At 70.4% G+C, this 17,538-nt stretch carries 19 protein-coding genes; 6 read left to right on the top strand and 13 right to left on the bottom strand.

What is annotated here, in order from left to right:
* Nucleotides 1–57 precede the first annotated feature (57 nt).
* The 4 genes from LOZ83_RS27175 to LOZ83_RS40545 form a co-directional block, all read right to left on the bottom strand.
* A complete protein-coding gene (locus tag LOZ83_RS27175; protein ID WP_236794533.1) occupies nucleotides 58–1,083 on the bottom strand; it encodes an NAD(P)-dependent oxidoreductase in 1,026 nt (341 codons plus the stop codon).
* On the bottom strand, nucleotides 1,080–1,859 hold the full coding sequence (locus LOZ83_RS27170) for a glucose-1-phosphate cytidylyltransferase (protein WP_236794532.1): 780 nt from the start codon (nucleotides 1,857–1,859) through the stop codon (nucleotides 1,080–1,082). The genes LOZ83_RS27175 and LOZ83_RS27170 overlap by 4 nt, the downstream gene beginning before the upstream one ends.
* Nucleotides 1,856–3,121, bottom strand: a complete 1,266-nt coding sequence (locus tag LOZ83_RS27165) for a class I SAM-dependent methyltransferase (RefSeq protein WP_236794836.1) — start codon at nucleotides 3,119–3,121, stop codon at nucleotides 1,856–1,858. The genes LOZ83_RS27170 and LOZ83_RS27165 overlap by 4 nt, the downstream gene beginning before the upstream one ends.
* 183 nt (nucleotides 3,122–3,304) lie before the next feature.
* Complete coding sequence (locus tag LOZ83_RS40545) at nucleotides 3,305–4,375, bottom strand: methyltransferase domain-containing protein (RefSeq protein WP_236794531.1); 1,071 nt, start codon at nucleotides 4,373–4,375, stop codon at nucleotides 3,305–3,307.
* A 46-nt stretch (nucleotides 4,376–4,421) separates the two neighbouring features.
* On the opposite strand from LOZ83_RS40545, the gene LOZ83_RS27155 reads away from it, so the two are divergent.
* Nucleotides 4,422–4,973 carry a dTDP-4-dehydrorhamnose 3,5-epimerase family protein gene (locus LOZ83_RS27155; RefSeq protein ID WP_236794530.1) on the top strand — a complete coding sequence of 184 codons (552 nt, stop codon included), beginning with the start codon at nucleotides 4,422–4,424 and terminating at the stop codon, nucleotides 4,971–4,973.
* Here the strand turns inward: LOZ83_RS27155 and LOZ83_RS27150 are convergent.
* The 9 genes from LOZ83_RS27150 to LOZ83_RS27110 all read right to left on the bottom strand — a co-directional run bounded on the left by LOZ83_RS27150 (nucleotide 4,954) and on the right by LOZ83_RS27110 (nucleotide 13,318).
* Nucleotides 4,954–5,598: a PIG-L deacetylase family protein gene (locus LOZ83_RS27150; protein WP_236794529.1), complete on the bottom strand. Its 645-nt coding sequence runs from the start codon at nucleotides 5,596–5,598 to the stop codon at nucleotides 4,954–4,956. The genes LOZ83_RS27155 and LOZ83_RS27150 overlap by 20 nt on opposite strands.
* Nucleotides 5,598–6,134, bottom strand: coding sequence for a permease-like cell division protein FtsX (locus LOZ83_RS40540; protein WP_236794528.1), 537 nt, complete (start codon nucleotides 6,132–6,134; stop codon nucleotides 5,598–5,600). Before LOZ83_RS40540 ends, LOZ83_RS27150 begins: the two co-directional genes overlap by 1 nt.
* Before the next feature lie 9 nt (nucleotides 6,135–6,143).
* Entirely contained in the window at nucleotides 6,144–7,619 is a 1,476-nt protein-coding gene (locus LOZ83_RS27140) for a sugar transferase (protein WP_236794527.1), read from the bottom strand.
* Between the two features lie 642 nt (nucleotides 7,620–8,261).
* Nucleotides 8,262–9,083 (bottom strand): IclR family transcriptional regulator, encoded by an 822-nt coding sequence (locus LOZ83_RS27135; RefSeq protein WP_236794526.1) that lies wholly within the window; start codon nucleotides 9,081–9,083, stop codon nucleotides 8,262–8,264.
* Nucleotides 9,084–9,206: 123 nt separating this feature from the next.
* Nucleotides 9,207–9,614 carry a riboflavin kinase gene (locus LOZ83_RS27130; protein ID WP_236794525.1) on the bottom strand — a complete coding sequence of 136 codons (408 nt, stop codon included), beginning with the start codon at nucleotides 9,612–9,614 and terminating at the stop codon, nucleotides 9,207–9,209.
* Between the two features lie 30 nt (nucleotides 9,615–9,644).
* A complete protein-coding gene (locus LOZ83_RS27125) occupies nucleotides 9,645–10,250 on the bottom strand; it encodes a cysteine hydrolase family protein (RefSeq protein WP_236794524.1) in 606 nt (201 codons plus the stop codon).
* Entirely contained in the window at nucleotides 10,247–11,329 is a 1,083-nt protein-coding gene (locus LOZ83_RS27120) for an LLM class flavin-dependent oxidoreductase (RefSeq protein ID WP_236794523.1), read from the bottom strand. The genes LOZ83_RS27125 and LOZ83_RS27120 overlap by 4 nt, the downstream gene beginning before the upstream one ends.
* Nucleotides 11,330–11,352: 23 nt before the next feature.
* Nucleotides 11,353–12,408: a hypothetical protein gene (locus LOZ83_RS27115; RefSeq protein ID WP_236794522.1), complete on the bottom strand. Its 1,056-nt coding sequence runs from the start codon at nucleotides 12,406–12,408 to the stop codon at nucleotides 11,353–11,355.
* Between the two features lie 49 nt (nucleotides 12,409–12,457).
* Entirely contained in the window at nucleotides 12,458–13,318 is an 861-nt protein-coding gene (locus LOZ83_RS27110) for an alpha/beta fold hydrolase (protein ID WP_236794521.1), read from the bottom strand.
* Between the two features lie 85 nt (nucleotides 13,319–13,403).
* Between LOZ83_RS27110 and LOZ83_RS27105 the strand changes: the two genes are divergently transcribed.
* From LOZ83_RS27105 to LOZ83_RS27085, 5 genes are read left to right on the top strand one after another with little or no spacing between them, the layout of a single operon-like run.
* Nucleotides 13,404–13,913, top strand: coding sequence for a CGNR zinc finger domain-containing protein (locus LOZ83_RS27105; RefSeq protein WP_236794520.1), 510 nt, complete (start codon nucleotides 13,404–13,406; stop codon nucleotides 13,911–13,913).
* A 4-nt stretch (nucleotides 13,914–13,917) separates the two neighbouring features.
* Nucleotides 13,918–15,609: an MOSC and FAD-binding oxidoreductase domain-containing protein gene (locus LOZ83_RS27100; RefSeq protein ID WP_236794519.1), complete on the top strand. Its 1,692-nt coding sequence runs from the start codon at nucleotides 13,918–13,920 to the stop codon at nucleotides 15,607–15,609.
* Nucleotides 15,610–15,664: 55 nt separating this feature from the next.
* Nucleotides 15,665–16,195: a DEAD/DEAH box helicase gene (locus LOZ83_RS27095; protein ID WP_236794518.1), complete on the top strand. Its 531-nt coding sequence runs from the start codon at nucleotides 15,665–15,667 to the stop codon at nucleotides 16,193–16,195.
* Nucleotides 16,159–16,737, top strand: a complete 579-nt coding sequence (locus LOZ83_RS27090; RefSeq protein ID WP_236794517.1) for a RecQ family zinc-binding domain-containing protein — start codon at nucleotides 16,159–16,161, stop codon at nucleotides 16,735–16,737. Before LOZ83_RS27095 ends, LOZ83_RS27090 begins: the two co-directional genes overlap by 37 nt.
* A gap of 24 nt (nucleotides 16,738–16,761) precedes the next feature.
* Nucleotides 16,762–17,535 carry an oxidoreductase gene (locus LOZ83_RS27085; protein ID WP_236794516.1) on the top strand — a complete coding sequence of 258 codons (774 nt, stop codon included), beginning with the start codon at nucleotides 16,762–16,764 and terminating at the stop codon, nucleotides 17,533–17,535.
* Nucleotides 17,536–17,538: the final 3 nt, after the last annotated feature.

The raw sequence follows: 17,538 nt of genomic DNA, 5'->3' as shown, positions 1-17,538 counted from the left end.
ACGGGGGCCGGGGGAGATTTCGGGGAGGGGGATATTGGTCAGACGCTTCGCGGGCGATCAGGTTCCGCTGAGCCGCAGATCTTGTGCCAGCAGTCCACGATCCTGCTGTCCGCGCAGGTGAGCGAGCCGGGTGTACCGCTGTTCGAAGGCCTCGGCGGTCAGCCCGTGCCGGGTGTAGGCGTCGGCGAGTTCGCGGGCGCCCGCCGGCACCGTCCAGGCGGCTTCGAACCCGGGCAGCGCGGCCCGGATGCGCGAGAAGTCCACCCGGTAGGACCGGGGGTCGGGCCCGGATTCGCCGGTGATCAGCAGTTTCGAGTCCGGCACCGCGTCCGCCACGGCTTCGGCGATCTGGCGCACCGTCAGGTTGTTGACCTCGGTGCCGACGTTGAACGCGGTGTCGTGCACCGCGTCCACGGGTGCGGCGAGTGCCTCGGTGAAGGCCGCCGCGATGTCGAGCACGTGCACGAGCGGGCGCCACGGCGTGCCATCGGACAGTACCCGCACCTCGCCGGTGAGCACCGCGTGGCCCACCAGGTTGTTGAGCACGATGTCCGCGCGCGGCCGGGGCGAGAAGCCGAACGCGGTCGCGTTGCGCAGGTAGACCGGGCTGAACGAGTCGCCGGCCAGCTCGTGCAGGTCGTCCTCGACCCGCACCTTGGACTCGGCGTACGGGGTCACCGGCCGCAGCGGCGCGTCCTCGCCGACGAGGTCCTCCCCCGCCGCGCCGTACACCGAACACGTTGAGGCGTAAAGGAAGCGGCGGACCCCGGCGTCCTTGGCGAGCCTGGCGAGGCGGACCGACGCGGCGTGGTTGATGTCGTAGGTCAGCTCTGGGCGGAGCGAGCCGAGCGGGTCGTTGGACAGCGCGGCGAGGTGGATCACCGCGTCGAAGCCGGCGACCCGGTCGGCGGTGACGTCACGGAGGTCCACGGGCTCGCCGGGCGGGTCGTCCGGCTTCGGCCCGAGCACGCATTCCGCGAACAGCCCCGAGTCGAGCCCGGCGACCTCGTGCCCCGCGGCACGCAGCACCGGCGCCATCACCGAGCCGAGATAACCCTGGTGCCCGGTCAGCAGAACCTTCATGCCGCCGCCCTTTCCCACAGCATCCACGGCCGCGCGCCGCTTTCGTACGCGGCGTCGAGCGCGGCGCGCTCCTTGAACGTGTCGGCCGGCTGCCAGAACCCGCGGTACGGGTACGCGACCAGGCGGCCCTTCTCGGCGAGCGTGCCGCAGGCGTCCTCGACGAGATCCCCGTTCTCCGGCAGGTGGTCGAAGACCTCCTGGCGCAGCACGAAGAACCCGGCGTTCTCCCACACCGGCAGCTGGCTCGCGGAACTGATCGAACGCACCTGCCGCCCGTCCAGCTCGACGCAGTGGAACGTGGACTGCGGCGGCACCACCATCATCGAAGCGCCCGCGTCGGCGGCGGCGAAGTTCGTGATCATCTCGTCCAGCGGGGCGTCGGTGAGCACGTCGGCGTAGTTGGCGAGGAAGATCTCCTCGTCCGCGACGTACTCGCGGACCCGGCGCAGCCGCTCGCCGATGGTCGACTCGGTCCCGGTGTGCACGAAGGTGATCGACCAGTCGCTGATGTCCGTGGACAGCAGCTCGACCTGACCGCCGCGCAGCACGAAATCGTTCGACGCGGTCTCGGTGTAGGTCAGGAAGAAGTCCTTGATGTGCCGCGCGCCGTAGCCGAGGCAGAGCACGAAGTCCTTGTGCCCGAAATGGGCGTAGTAGCGCATCACGTGCCACAGCAGCGGTCGCGGACCGACCAACTGCATGGGTTTCGGCACGTCGTCCGCGGGGCCGTTACGCATGCGCATGCCGTAACCGCCGCAGAAGAGCACCACCTTCATGCTTGTCTCGCCTCTCTGTCGGGGGACACGATCTCGAGCCGCGGGATGGGGAACACGAGCCGGCCGCCCCAGTCCGCGATGTACGCGAGCTGCGCGCTCAGCTCGGTCCGCAGGTTCCACGGCAGCACGAGCACGTAGTCGGGCCGGTCCTCGGCGATCCGCTCGGGCGCCACGATCGGGATCCGGGTGCCCGGCGTGTACCGGCCGTGCTTGTAGGGGTTGCGGTCCACTGTGTACGGCAGCAGGTCCGGCCGGATACCGCAGTGGTTGAGCAACGTGTTTCCCTTGCCCGGCGCGCCATAGCCGACAACCCGCTCGCCGCGGCATTTGGTCTGGACCAGGAAGTCGAGCAGGTCGAGCCGGACCCGGTCGACGCGGGCGGCGAAGTCCTCGTACCCGCTCAGCTCGTGCAGCCCGGCGGCCTTCTCCTCGGCGAGCACCGCGCGCATCCGCTCGCTCGGCTCACCGGCGACGGCCTCGGGGCGCGCCCACAGCCGGATGGACCCGCCGTGCGTCGGCAGCTTCTCGACGTCGACCACCGCGAGCCCGGCGGTCTTCAGCGCCCGCTGCGCGGTTTCCACCGTGTAGTACTGGAAATGCTCGTGGTAGATCGTGTCGTACTGGGTCAGCTCGATCATGGTCAGCAGGTGCTGCACCTCGATGGAGAGCCAGCCGTCGTCCGCGACGAGCTCCCTCAGGCCGCGCGTGAAGCCCAGGATGTCCGGGATGTGCGCGTAGACGTTGTTGGCCACCACCAGATCCGCGGGCCCGTGCTCGCGCCGGACCGCCGCGCCGGTCTCCGCGTCGAGGAACGCCGTCAGCGTCGGCACCCCGGCGTCGCGCGCAGCCTGCCCGACGTTGACCGACGGCTCGATGCCCAGGCAGCGCAGCCCGCGCCCGACGACGTTGCGAAGCAGGTACCCGTCGTTGCTGGCGACCTCCACGACGAACGACGAGTCGCCGAGCCCGAGCCGGTCGACGGACGTCGTGACGAATGCCCCGGCGTGCTTCAGCCAGGAGTTGGAGAATGACGAGAAATACGCGTACTCGGTGAATGTCTCGTCGGGATCGAGCAACGGCGGCAGTTGCACGAGAAAACAATTCGCGCACAATCGCAAATGCAGCGGATACGTCAATTCGGGCGCGTCCAATTCCGCGGCCGCGAGAAAGGACTCGCACGGCGGGCTCGCCCCGAGGTCGGCCACGCTGACGAGGTCGGCGTCTCCGCACAGCCGGCACGACAGCCGCTCGACGCCAAGCATGATCGCGCCGCCACCCCGTTTCGTTTCCTCAGGCCCGCCCGCCTGATTGATGTTCATGGTGACTATAGGTCTGTCACGCTCTGGTGTTACGCGCAACTGGGTGATCGATCCGCATCTATCGGGTGATTGCCAGAGCGCTCCGTGCCGGATTCAGCACGACGTGTGAGCTGACCTGCGTGAACGCTATGCCAAGATCCACTCAGCGTGCCCGGCGAGCTCCGGGAACGCGGCACGCACCTCGGCGAGCAGGTCGGGCACGAACAGCAGGACGGCGTCCGGAAGATCGCCGCGCAGGGTGTCCGGACCGACTATCGGAATTGCACTCGCGGGCATTCGGCGCCCGTGCTTGGCGGTAGAAATATCTACTATCTCGGGCAGCAATTCCGGACCGATACCGGCGTGCCGCAGCAGTGCGACGGCCCGTGAGGCGGCGCCGTACCCGACCACTCGCCGGCCCGACCCGGCACAATCGGTCAATCGATCACGTAACCGGCGGGCCCCGGCGCCGGCCGCGTGCCCGAGCCCGGCGACCCGGACGGGGTCGGTCACGCCCGCCGCATGTTCGCGGCGCAGGAGTTCGTCCGTGGCGGCGTCGGGGGTGGCGTCGCGGCGCAGTTCGAGCAGCACCGTGCCGCCGTAGAGCGGGAACGTCCAGCTACGGCCGGGGCGCAGCCCGGCCGGCGCGGCGAGGGCGACCGCGGCGGGCGCCGAGTAGTAGGCGAAATGCCCGTGCCGCAACGCATTCCACTGTTCCTGGGCGAGGATCGAGGCGAGCGAGTGGAACTGCATCAGCAGCGCGCCGCCAGGGGCCACGCGCTCGGCACGCGCCGCCATCGCCGCTCGCTGATCGGGTTCGTGCATCAACCCGAAGCAGTCGAGCACGAGATCGGCCCGCTCCCCCGTTTCGCGCATCCCTTCGGCGCGCAGCAACGGAAGCCACGAACCTCCGTGCGGGCTGCCGTACTCGGCGACCGTCGCGCCCGGCCGCACGATGCCCGCCTCGGTGAGCGCGCGGACGGCGTCGGCGGCCTGCTCGGTCAGCGCGCGCGGCTCGATGCCTGCCGGTTCCTCGGCGGTGCCGGGATCTTCGACGAGCTGCGCGAGCCCGCAACTTCCGCACAGCCACATGCGAAGCGGGAACACCGGATCTGGACCGGGGTCGGTGACGAGCGGGAACAGGTCGCACGGCGCCTGCTCGCCGAGATCGAGGACCAGCGCGCCCGCGGCCGCGCCACAGGACCGGCAAGATGGCACGGGAACTCCCGAAGATCAGGTGACCGGAGACAGGAGCAACTTAGCCGTGCAGGTGACCGAGACCGAGATCGAGGGCGTCGTCGTGTTCGCCCCGCAGCCGCACCACGACGACCGCGGGTTCTTCACGCGGACGTTCGATGCCGCGATCGCCCGCGAGCACGGGATCGAACTGGGCGCGCTCGCCCAGGATTCGCAGTCCCGCTCGCGGCTGGGTGTGGTGCGCGGGATGCACGGGCGTTCCGGCGACGGCGAGGCGAAACTCGTGCGCTGTGCCCACGGCGCGGTGCTGGACACGGTGATCGACATCCGGCCGGCCTCGCCGACGTTCGGGACGCGGCTGGAGTTCCGGCTCGACGACACGGAGTTCGCGCACCTGTACGTGCCGCCGGGGATGCTGCACGGGTTCCAGGCGCTGACCGACGTCGCGGACGTGTGCTACCGGATCGACCGGCCGCACGACCCGGCGGAGGATCTCGCCGTGCGGTACGACGATCCGGACCTCGCGATCACCTGGCCACTGCCGGTGACCGTCGTCAGCGCCCGCGACGCCCGAGCCCCCTCGTGGCGGGAGTTGCTGGTCAGCCTAGGTCGAGCCTGAGCTTTTCGACGTGGAAGGCCTCGGCGTAGCGGGTGTGCTGCTCGACGCCGCGGAGGCGGGCGAGGGCGAGGAACGTTTCCTCGTCGTACCAGTCCTTGCCGTGCTGGGACGGGTAGTGCTTGGCGAGCAACTCGGCCTTGCGCCGCGCGGTGTCCTCGGTCAGTGGCTGGTACCCGCCGGGCTGGCTCAGGTCGCCGTCCCACTTGAGGATCTCGTAGCCCAGCACGAGGTGGTCGCGGAACACCTGCGGCACGATCTCCGCCAGCAGCCGGTGGTCCTGGTGCCGGTCGTCGCGGTGCGGGGCGAGCACCAGGTCCGGGTCGACCCGGCCGCGCAGCGCGGCGACGGCTTCCTTCGCCCGGAGCCAGTGCGCGGGCATCCGGCCGTCCGGGAGGTCGAGCACGGTCAACTCGAGCCGGGCGGGGGCACAGAACTCGATGAGCGCGGCGCGTTCTTCGTCCTCGCGGGCGGTGCCCCCGCCGCCGAGCACGAGGGCGTGCACTTCGAGATCGGGCCGCTGCACGCACATCGTGAGCAGGCTGCCGCCCGCCCCGATCGCGAGGTCGTCACAGTGCGCGCCGAGCAGCGCCACCCGCCGGACTTCCGGCAGCCGCAAGGAAAGCATCAGAACTCCCCACTCGGCGGGCACGGCGACGGGGCGCCGTACTTGTGCCCGAGCTTGGCCGCGATCTCGTCGCGGACGAGGGCCTCGATCGAAGTCGCCGCCGGGAACGCGGCGGACAGCTGCGTGACCCAGGCGTGCAGGTCGGCCCCCTCGACGGGCAGGACGGTGATCGACGCGGGCAGCGCCTCCACGCGAGCACTACGCACCAGGTCGGGAGAGTCCTTGAAGATCTCCCGGAAACGCACCAGCGCTTCCTGTTTGGTCTCGGAGTAGAGCCGCTGCGCCCGATGGTCGTTGCGGACCACTTCGGCGATCTGGCGCATCGTCTCGTCGGTTTCCACGCGGATCACGATGTCGTCGGCGCAGACCTGGTGCCCCGTCAGGGAGATCACCGGCGCGGGACCGGTCGCGTGCTCGGTGCGCGGCCACAGCACGACGGTCGCCACGGCACCGGCGATCACCACGACGGCGACGGCCAGGAACACGATCAGCGGGCGGTGCGAGGGCCGCACGGGTCTGTCAGGGAGATCAACCACGTCGCGAACTTAGTACGCGCCCTTCCCGCCCAGGACGGCGCGGGCCGTCTTCCACAGGATCACCATGTCCAGCGCCAGCGACCAGTCCTCGACGTAACGCAGGTCCAGCCGGACGCTCTGGTCCCAGCTCAGATCACTGCGCCCGCTGACCTGCCACAACCCGGTCAGCCCCGGCTTGACCAGCAGCCGTCGGCGGGCGGCGCGGTGGTAGCTCTCGGTCTCCTTCGGCAGCGGCGGCCGCGGCCCGACCAGCGACATCCGGCCGCTGAGCACGTTGAACAGCTGCGGCAGCTCGTCGAGCGAGTACCGGCGCAGCACCGCGCCGACCCGCGTGACCCGCGGGTCGCGGCGCATCTTGAACAGCGGGCCGGCGCCGTCGTTCGAGTCGAGCAGCTCGTTGCGGATCTGGTCGGCGTTCACGACCATCGTGCGGAACTTGATCATCATGAACGTGTCGCCGTCCCGCCCGACGCGGCGCTGGCGGTAGAACACCGGACCGTGGTCGTTCAGCTTGATCAGCACCGCGATCAGCAGCAGCAGCGGGGAGATCGCGAGCACGCCGAGCCCCGCCATGGCGCGGTCGAAGACCTCCTTGACGATCCGCCGCCCGCCGGAGAACGCCGGCGCGCTCACCCGCAGCAACGGCATGCCCAGCACACCGGACACGTTGAGCCGCGGCCCGGCGATCTCCATCAGCACCGGCGCCACGACGAGCTCCGCGCCCGTGCCTTCGAGGTCCCACGCGAGCTGCTGCAGCCGGGCGGGTGTCCAATGTGGATCGGCGGTGACGGCGACGAGCCGGTAGCCGCCGCGGCGCACCTGGTCGGCGACGTCGTCGAGCCGGCCGGCCACCGCGATCCCGCCGACCTCGCCGGTCCCGCTGTCGGTGCAGACCGCCTCGACCCGCCAGCCGACGTGCGAGTCCTCGCGGGTGCGCTCGATCAGCGCGAGCACCGTGTCCGTCGCCCCGGCGGCCATCACCGGCAGCATGCAGGTGCCGGCCTTGTTGCGCGCGTGGTGCAGGACCTTGCGCAGCACGTACCGCTGCGGCAGCGCGATCAGGCCGACCGCCGGCACCACGAGGAACACCCAGGGCTGCACGTCGAGCGCGCCGAACAGCAGCCCGGCGAGCGCCACCACGACCGCCGCCATGATCAGCGCCCGGCCGAGCCGGCGGTACTCTTCCGCGCCCTCGCCGAACACGTGCTGGCTCCACGCGCGGTTGAGCGGCAGCGAGCAGAGGATCGCCACCGCGGTACCGGAGGCGTGCAGGAAGTACGGTCGGCCGGTGAGGTCGAGGATGACGAACGCGGTCGTCGCGATCACCAAGAGTGTCGCGAAGGTGTCGCAGCCGATCACCCAGGCGCGGTAACGCCGCTCCCATCGGGTCGACGAAGCCCGCGCCGGAATCCGGACCGCACCCGGCCGCGTCCGGTGGCGCTCGAACCCGGTAACCGCATCGGTAGCGGGAAATGTCTCGTCCATCCGACCTCCGTCCATCGGCTGGCAGTGGGGACCGGCGCGACCTCTCCGCGCCACAAACGATTACGGTAAGTGACCGTTCGACTGAGCGGTGCCTACCTCATTCGTGCCATACCTGCCGGGGAATCGGTGAGTCTCGTGCCGGTGTTACAGGCCGGATGCCTGGCCCGCCGCCATGCGGTGGGCACGGTTCGGGCACGCGGAGATCACGGCGCGGCTACCGTTACCGGACGGCCAACAATCACGGAATGTAGCCGGTAAATTCACCACCACACATGGCGTGCCGGTGAATGAAACGTCAGTTTCGAATTAGCTCGGATGGAGCATTGTGTGGCAGGCCGCCAGATACCACGATGAGACATGTCGGCGGTCGCCATCACGCCGTCAGGACAGCCGGTCGCGTGTGAGCCCCTTAGGCCATTGACGACCGCGGCCGGCCGTCGGAACCCCGGCACGAGATCCGCCCTCCCCACGTGCCGGGGTTCCACTCATTTCCGTTGTCAGGCAATGACTTGCGCGGCTCCGAACGAGTGGCTCACGACAGCACCGGACCCGGCGGGCCGGGAATCGGCCGCGCCGGCGGCGTTTCTCACCGTACGGTTCGTTACCGATCCGACGGCGGCCATCGGATCGGTAACCCGTGGTTCAGGCGGCGTCGTCGTTGTTGCCGGCCCTCGGCCGCGAGACGATCCGGGCGGCCACGTCGAGCAGCGCCTTCGCGGCGCGGCCGACGTCCTTCACCGGGAACCGCGCGGCGGGCGCGCTCAGGCTGATCGCGGCCGGCACGCTGGTGCCGAGCAACGGCACGGCGACACACCGGCCGTCGGCCTCGTTCTCCAGGTTGTCCACCGCGTAGCCGAGAGTGCGCACGGTGTCCAGCGCGACGAGGTACTCGTCGATCGTGGTGATCGTGGTGGCGGTGCGGCGCGGCAGGCCCGAACGCGTCAGCATGTCGCGGACCCGCTCCTCCGGCAGGTGCGCGGCGATGGCCTTGCCGAGCGCGGTGGAGTGCAGCGGATCCCGGTCGCCGCGCGCCGCGGCCAGCCGGACCCCGCGGCGGCTCTCGATGATGTCGACATAGATGATGCGGTCGCTGTCGAGCACCCCGAGGTTCGAGGTCTCACCGAACTCGTCGCGCAGCTTCTCCAGCCACGGCCGCGCCACCTCGCGCAGCAGTTCGAGGTGGCGGGACTGCATCCCCAGGAACCCCAGGCCCAGCCGGCACAGACCGGTCTCCTCGTCCCGCTCGACGTAACGGTGCTGTTCGAGCGTCCACAGGTACCGGTACGCCGAGGATTTCGGCATGCCGGTGGCCTCCACGACGGTGTTGAGACTGATACCGTCCACGGATTGCTGCAGCAGGTCGAGGATCGCGCAGACCCGGTCCACCGCGCGCAGGGAATAGTCCCGGTCCTCCGTCAGAGGCCCGTCGCCCTCCTCGGGATCGGGAATCCGGTCGGCAGCCAAGACTCACACCTCGTTTCAGTAGGCAGAGTGAGCGTTTCAGATGGTACCGCCGCGGTGCGACGCGGAAAACCCCGCAAAGGTCGTGCCGCCGGCAACTGCCGCGAACCGCTCGGCGCGTGCTGCCTACCTCGACTTGAAGAACTCGCGGCCGCGCTTCTCGTCGCGGCGCATCTGGTCGATCAGCTCGCCGACGGACGAGAACTTGACCTGCGCGCGGATGAACAACTCGACCGTGACCTCGGCGACGCAGCCGTAGAGGTCCTCCTCGAAGTCGAGGACGTACGCCTCGATCGTCCGGGTCGTGGCGCCGAAGGTGACGTTCGAGCCGACGGACACCAGCACGGGCAGCGGCTCGGGGAACTCGCGCCCGTCGGGCGAGGACAGGATCCGGACGTGCCCGGCGTAGACGCCGTCCGCCGGGATCGTGGCCGCCGGATCGAAGTCGATGTTCGCGGTCGGGAAGCCCAGCTCCTTGCCCCGCCCCTCACCGTGCACCACCGGACCGGTCGCGCTGCCCAGGATCTCCACCATCCGCCTTTCCTCGTTACGACAGCCAGCAGCCTAAGGGACCGGCCAGATGCCGGCGAGCTCCTCGGCGCTGCTCAGCACCGCCACGTTGAGCGCCAGCTGGCCGAGCGCGTTTTCGTGCACGGCCGGGTCGTGCGCGGCGACGGCGTCCGCCGGGACCAGCACCGGCCAGCCGAGTTGGAAGGCGTCCGTCGCGGTGGCGGTCACACAGCATTCGGTGGTCAGCCCGGCGACCGCGACCCACTCGATTTCCCTTGCCCGCAAAAGGTTTTCCAGGTCGGTTCCGAGGAACCCGCTGTAGCCGCGCTTGGCCACGCGCGGCTCCCCGGCCGCCGGCGCGAGCCGGTACCACTCGGCGCCCGGGGTGCCGAGCACGCACGGCTCGTCCGGGCCGAACGGGGCATCGGCATCGCCGCCGCGGAACCAGGCGCTGGCCCGCCACGGGTTGGCCGGGTCGCTCGCCAGCTCGATCCAGACGACGGGCACGTCCCGGTCACGCGCGGTGTCCACGAGCCGGGCCATGACCGAGATGGCGTCCTCGAAACCTGGGCCGGCGAACGAGCGTTGCACGTCGACCACGAGCAGCGCCGGGCGACGCCCGCGGAGGTGGTCCAGTTGCCGGGCGCGCAGGTCCGTCACGCGGGCTCCTCGTCGAGCGCGCGCAGCGCGGGCAGCACGGTCTCGCCGAACAGCAGCATGTCCTGGTCGTACTCGGGGAAGATCAGCATCAGCCCGTCCAGCTCGCCGCCGCGGGTGATCCTCGCGATGTGTTCGACGACAGTCTCGGCCGAACCGCTGACATACGGCGTCTGGAACGCTTCCTCGCCGGTCGCGCCTTCGGCCCAGACCCGCGCCCGTTCGTCCGGGACACCCCACGACCGCCGCATCGCGGCGAGCGCCTCGCGGTCGACGCCCGCACCCCAGCGCTCGACCTTTTCCCTTGCGGCGGCGTCGGTTTCGGCTTGCACGACCGTCAGCATCGAGTACGTCTTCACCCTTCGCCCGCGCGCGGCGGCCCGTTCGTGCACGTCCCGGGAAAGCGCTTTCATCTCGTCGAGGGTGTTCGCCGAAAGGAAGGCGCCGTCGGCGTAGGTGGCCTGGAACTCGCGGCCCGCGGGCGAGCGGCCGGCGCTGATGATCGTCGGCCTGGTCTCCGGATGTGGCCGGGATTCGCAGTCCTGCAACGTGAAGAAGTCGCTCTTCATCGTGACGGAGTCCTCGGTCCACAACCGGATGAGCGCTTCGGTCCAGTCGGCCGTCATCCGGTAACGGTCCTCGGTGGACATCTCCTCCCACAGCCCGAACTGCTGGAATTCGTCGGCATAGGCGCCGTTGACGATGTTGATCCCGGCGCGGCCGGCCGAGATCTGCTGCAGCGTGGTGTACATCTTCGCGACGACGCCGGGGTGGTGGATGTTGGCGTGCGTGGTGGCCCAGATCTTGACCCGCTCGGTGGCCTCGGCGAGCCCGGCCATCATGGTCATCGACTCGAGGCTCTCGCCCCAATGGTCCGTGGTGCCGCCGAAACCGCGCCATTTCGCCATCGACATGACGAAGTCGAGCCCGATCGCCTCCGCGTGCAGCGCGGCGCGCTTGTTGTCGGCGTAACTGGCTTCGGGACGCGGCGCGGTGGTCGACAGCAGCCAGCCGCCGCTGCCGATGGGGAGGAAGATCCCGTACTCCTTCGCGGACACTGGCACACCCTCGTCGGCGCTCATGTCCTCATTGTCCCCCGCCGTGGTCAGGCGGGTGGGCGCAGCGCGCTGAGCCGGCTGGGCAGCGGCGCCAGCTCCGCGGGTGAATCGGCGCGGAGGGCCTCGACCGTCGCGTCCAGCAGCGCCCAGTACGCCTGCTTGTCCTGCCATTCCAACGAGATCGTGGCGATCCGCGCGGCGCAGCAGCGGATTCCCAGCCTGATCCGGAGCACGGTGTGCTCACCCTGGTAGCTCGGCCGCTCCCAGAGCGCGTGCGCCTGCGGCAGGTCGGCGAGCAGCGCGGCATGCGCCTCGCGGGCATCGGTGCCCGGACGGCCCTCGCGCACGCGATCGGCGGCCCCCTGCAGAGCGGCGGCGACCAGCATGACCACGCCGGCCTTGATGATCTCCTTGAGCACGGACTCCCCCGCCGCGACGGCGCCCGCCGCGGCCGAGGCGACGGCCACGACCACCAGCACCGTGAACTTCGAGACGAACGCGAGGAGCCGGTCCAGCAGAGACTGGTCGCGGGTGAGCTCGACCTGCCGCAACTGCCCGCGCAGCCACTCCACCTGCTGGAGCGCCTGATGACGGTCGGCCGGGGTGATCCCGCCGTGCCGGCGGAGCGCTGCCAGCACGTCCTCGACCTGTTCCCGGGGCAGGTCGAGGAACCCGGCGACCTCGCCGAGCGGCAGCGCGGCCACCCCGGACATCGCGAGGAGCTGGGGCGCGGCTGTCCGTACCCGCTGCCGCGACAGGCCTTTCCCGCTCTGGCGCAGGTGGTCCGCGGCGGTGTCCAGCAGTTCGTCGAGATCACCGACGACCTGGCGGAGCGCCCGATCGGCCAGCTCGGTGTCCCCCGCCGTGCGCGCCGCCGTTCGCGCGTCCTCGTGCTCGCGCAGGCGGTCCAGCACCGGCGGTCCGGCGGCGGCCACGTGCTCCTCGGATCGCGCCGGGTACGAGCTGACGGTCGCCGTGTCCGGGACGTCCTGCTTCGCGGCCAGCTCGTCGGCGGCCTGCCTGGCCTGGGCGACCAGGTTGTCCTCTTTCTTGCGCCGCATCCTGAAGAACGGGTCCTCGGGCCCGGGGGCCGTGTAGCTCATCGCGCTCCTTTCCGGAGCACAAAGCCTATCCAGTGGACAGTTTCGGCGGTCAGGCGATCTTGCGGCCGAGGAACTCCCGGATCAGCGCGGCGACCTCGTCACCGGCGCTCTCCAGTAGGAAATGCCCGCCGTCGAGCAGGTGGATCTCGGCGTCCGGCACGTCCCCGGCGAACGCGCGGGCGCCGTCCGGGCCGAAGATCTCGTCGCCCCGGCCCCACACGGCCAGCACCGGCGGCTGGTGGCGGCGCAGGTATTCGTGCAACGCCGGGTACAATGGCGGATTCGTCGCGTAGTCGCGGAACAGCGCGAGCTGGATCTCGTCGTTGCCCGGCCGCGATACGAGCGCGAAATCGTGCTCCCAGGTGTCCGGGCTGACCAGGCTGTCGTCGGGGACGCCGGTCAGGTACTGCCATTTGATGGCGTCGATCGTCAGCGCGGTCCGGATGCCCGCCTCGGTCTCGGGAGTCTGGGCCCGCTGGTAGTCCCACACGGTTTTCCAGAATCCGTCGATGAAACCGGCGTCGTAACCGTTGCCGTTCTGGGTGACGATCGCGGTGATCGCGTCCGGGTTCGCCACGGCCAGCCGCCAGCCGATCGGGGCGCCGTAGTCCTGGACGTAGATCGCATAGCGCGAGACGCCCAACTGGTCGAGCAGCCCCGCGGTCAGCGCCGCGAGCGCGTCGAAGGTGTAGGCGAACTCGTCCACCGGCGGGGCGTCCGACAGCCCGAAGCCCAGGTGGTCCGGCGCGATCACGTGGTAGCGATCGGCCAGCGCGGGAATCAGGTCGCGGAACATGAACGAGCTGGTCGGAAAGCCGTGCAGGAGCACGATCGTCGCGGCGCCGGCCGGGCCGGCCTCGCGGTAGAAGAGCCGCTGTCCGCGCACCGTCGCGTAGCGGTAGTGAACCATACCTAACCCCTTACATCAGTAGTTGGTGGTTAGAGCAGAGCATCGCATGCTATAACCTGTCAAGTAGAACTTTGGAGGTTAGACGGTGACCGAGGCCGACGAGACGCTGCTGCTCGACCTGCTCAACACGACCCCCGTGGTCGACGGGACGCGGCAGGACCTCCTGTCCGACGCGGGTGCGGGCCGGCGGTGGCTCACCGCGCACGGCCAGCCGTCGTCCGAAGCGGAGTGGCGCACCGCCCTCGGCGTGCGCGCCGCGCTGCAGGACATCGTCCGCGGCGACGGGACTCCGGCGTCGCTCGCGCCGTTCGTCGAGGGTGTGTTCAGCCGTGCGTCCTTCGGCGAAAACGGCGTAGCGTGGACCGTCGAACTGCCGAAGGGCCGGTCCGCGGCGGCGAGGGCGGTGCTCGCGTGGGACGCGCTGCGGGTGTCCCACCCCGGGCGGCTGCGGCCGTGCGCCAACCCGGAGTGCCGGCTCTTCCTGATCGACCACAGCAAACCGAACAGCGCCCGCTGGTGCTCGATGGCGGTCTGCGGCAACCGGCTGAAGGCCCGCCGGCACTATCAACGCACCCGGCCCGCACGCGAGGACTGAGCCGATGGCACACCTGCTGTCCCTGAACGTCGGAATGCCCAAGGACGTGCCGTGGCAAGGCCGGACCGTCCACACCGGAATCTTCAAATATCCCGTGCACGGGCCGAGAATGGCCCGCAGGCTGAACATCGATGGCGACGGGCAGGGCGATCTGGGCGGCCACGGCGGGGAAATCCGCGCCGTGCTCGTCTACCAGCGTGAGTCCTACGAGCACTGGCGACGGGAACTCGGCCGCGACGACCTCGAATACGGCCAGTTCGGCGAGAACTTCACCGTCGAGAGCCTGCCCGACGACGAGGTGCACATCGGCGACCGGTACCGCATCGGCGAGGCCGAGTTCGAGGTGACCCAGCCGCGCGTCACCTGCTTCCGGGTCGGGATGCGCCTCCGCACGCCGGAGATGCCGTCGCTTTTGGTCGCGCACCACCGGCCGGGCTTCTACCTGCGGGTCGTCACCGAAGGCGAAGTCGAGGCCGGGGACGAGATCGTGCGCACCCGCGTCGGCCGGCACCGGATGAGCGTCGCCGCCATCGACGGGCTGCTGTACCTGCCCGAACGCGATCCCGAGCTGCTGCGCAAGGCCCTCGACCTCCCCGCGCTCAGCCCGGGCTGGCAGGCGTCGTTCCGCGAACTGCTCGACGCCGAGGAGTACGAGACACCGGCGGTCGCGGGGACGGAACCCGTTGGCTGGCCAGGATTCCGGCCGCTGCGGGTGTCCCGGATCATGCCGGAAAGCGCTTCCGTCACGTCCATCCACCTGACCACGCCGGACGGTCCGCTCCCCCGGCCCAGACCCGGCCAGTACCTCACCCTGCGCGTCGCCGGTGCCGGCGATCCGGCGCCGGTACGGAACTACTCGCTGTCGGCCACCCCGTCGGACCGCGAGTACCGGATCAGCGTCAAACGCGACGGCGTCGTCAGCACCTATCTGCACACCCGGCTGAAAGTCGGCGACACCATCGATGTCGCCGCGCCACGAGGCGATTTTGTACTGTCCGAAGAGGACAGTCGGCCGGTGCTGCTGCTGTCGGCCGGGGTCGGCGCGACCCCGGTGCTGGCGATGTTGCACGCGCTCGCCGGGAGCGGGCGCGATGTCTGGTGGTTGCACACCGCGCGCTCGGCCGCCGAACAGGCCTTCGCGGCCGAAGCCCACCAGCTGGTCGCCGGCCTGGACCACGGACACGAGCACATCTTCCACACGAGCACCGGACACCGCCTCAACCGCGAAACCCTCGCCGCGCTTTCCTTGCCTGCCAACGCATGCGTGTACCTGTGCGGCCCCAGCACGTTCATGGCGGACATGCACGACGCGCTGGTCGGGCTCGGCCTGGACGCCGGGAACATCCACTCCGAACTGTTCGGCGCGCTCCCGGCGATCAACCCGGGACTCACCGACGCGATCCACACCCCGCCCCACCAGCCGCCAGGCCCGGGCGGCACCGGTCCACGGGTGACGTTCACCCGCAGCGGGCTCACCGTGGCATGGAACGACAACTACCCCGCCGTGCTCGAACTGGCCGAAGCTTGCGACGTCCCGACGCGCTGGTCCTGCCGCACCGGCGTCTGCCACACCTGCGTGACCCCGGTCCTGTCCGGCACGGTCCGGTACCGGCCGGACCCGCTGGAATCGCCGGAACCGGGCGAGGCGCTCATCTGCTGCTCGCGACCGGCGAGCGATCTCGTGCTCGATCTCTGACCGCTCCGGATGTTCGGGCTGTCCACGGTGCCGCCGGCTGGGTAGCGTCGGCGGTGTGCCCGGCTCCCCGCTCACGCCCGCCGCGGTCGCGAGCACGTTGTTCGACTTCACGCTGCGGCCGTCGCAGAACCAGGCCGTCAGCGCGGTCGTCGCCGGCCGGGACACCCTCGCCCGGCTGGACCGTGGCGAACTCGACTTTCTGTTCGTCGGACCCGAGCAGCTGACGAACTCCGAGACGCGGGACGCGATCCGCGCCGGCGCCGGTGACGTCGGGTTGTTCGCCATCGACGAGGCGCATCTCGTCAGCGAGTGGGGCCAGGAGTTCCGGCCCGCGTACCTGCGGCTGGGCGACGCGATCACCGAACTCGGCCGGCCGCCGGTCCTCGCCCTGACCGCCACGGCCGCGCCGCCCGTGCAGACGGACATCACCCGCCGGCTGGGGATGCGCTCGCCCGAAGTCGTGGTCTCCGACTTCGACCGGCCGAACATCTCGCTCGCCATGCGGCAGACGCAGCCCCGCAAACGCGAGGACCAGGCCGTCGACGACCGGTGCGCACCCACCTCGGCGACGCGACCCTGCACATGATCGTCGACGCCATCCAGAACGCGTCCGGGCGGATCACCGTCGACGAACTGGTGTCGGCGGCCGCCGTGCCCGCGCAGTCGGTCGACCGCGTGGTCAACGAGCTCGCCGAACTGGGTTTCGCCGATCTCACCGGGTCCGGTCGCCACCGCGTCGTCGAGCCGCGGCGCCGGCTGCCACCGCCCGCCGACCTGACCGGGCAGCTGGAAGACTTGGACCAGCGGCGGCAGGCGGTGCTCGCCAGCCGGATCGACGCGGCCCGTGAGTACGCGGAAAGCACGCGATGCCGCCGGGCGGAACTGCTCGCCTATTTCGGCGAGACCTACCCGCCGCCGTGCGGCAACTGCGACAACGACCAGCAGGCGAAGGCCGAGTCCCCGGACCGCCCGTCGATCACCGGCGGGGTTCCCGTGCGCCACCGGTTGTGGGGCGAGGGACAACTGCTGAGCCGCGATGACCACGAACTGCTGGTCCACTTCGACAGTGTCGGGTACAAACACCTGACCGCCTCGGCACTGGCTTCAGGGATCCTGCACCGGCGCTGAGCTTTCCGACGACAGGAGTTCGTGATGGACCTTCGGCTGCAGGGCAAAACGGCGCTCGTCACCGGCGCCAGTCGCGGGATCGGGCTGGCGATCACGCGATCCCTGATCGACGAAGGGGTCACGGTGGTCGCCGCGGCCCGCAATGTCGACGGGGACCTGAAGTCGCTGCCCGCCGAGGCCGTCGCGGTCGACCTCGCCGCGGCGGACGGTCCCGCCCGGCTGGTCGACGAGGCGGTGTCCCGGGCCGGCGGGATCGACATCCTGGTCAACAACGTCGGCGGGGTCCGGCCGCGGCCCGGCGGGTTCGTGTCCGTGACGGACGACGACTGGCTCCGGACGCTCAACCTGGACCTGATGTCGGCGGTCCGCACCACCCGGGCGGCGTTGCCGTCGCTGCTGGAACGGACCGGCACGATCGTGACCGTGTGCTCGGTGAACGCGACCCTGCCCGATCCGCTGGTGATCGACTACAGCGCGGCGAAGGCGGCCTGCCTGAGCTTCTTCAAGTCGCTGTCGAAGGAGGTCGGCGGCCGTGGTGTCCGGGTGAACACGGTCAGCCCGGGCCCGGTCGCGACGGATCTCTGGCTCGGCAAGGGCGGCGTCGCGGAGACCGTCGCCGGCGCGTCCGGAAACGAGCCGGGCAAGGTCGCGGCGGGCGCGGCCGCGGAATCGGTGACCGGCCGGTTCACCCGGCCCGAGGAGGTGGCCGACCTGGTGGTCTTCCTGGCCAGCGACCGGGCCGGCAACCTGACCGGCACCGATATCGTCATCGACGGCGGCATGACCCAGACGATGTAGCGG

This window comes from Amycolatopsis sp. GM8, from assembly GCF_021653975.1.
Classification (GTDB): Bacteria; Actinomycetota; Actinomycetes; order Mycobacteriales; family Pseudonocardiaceae; genus Amycolatopsis_E.
This window is presented reverse-complemented; position numbering and strand designations above follow the sequence as displayed.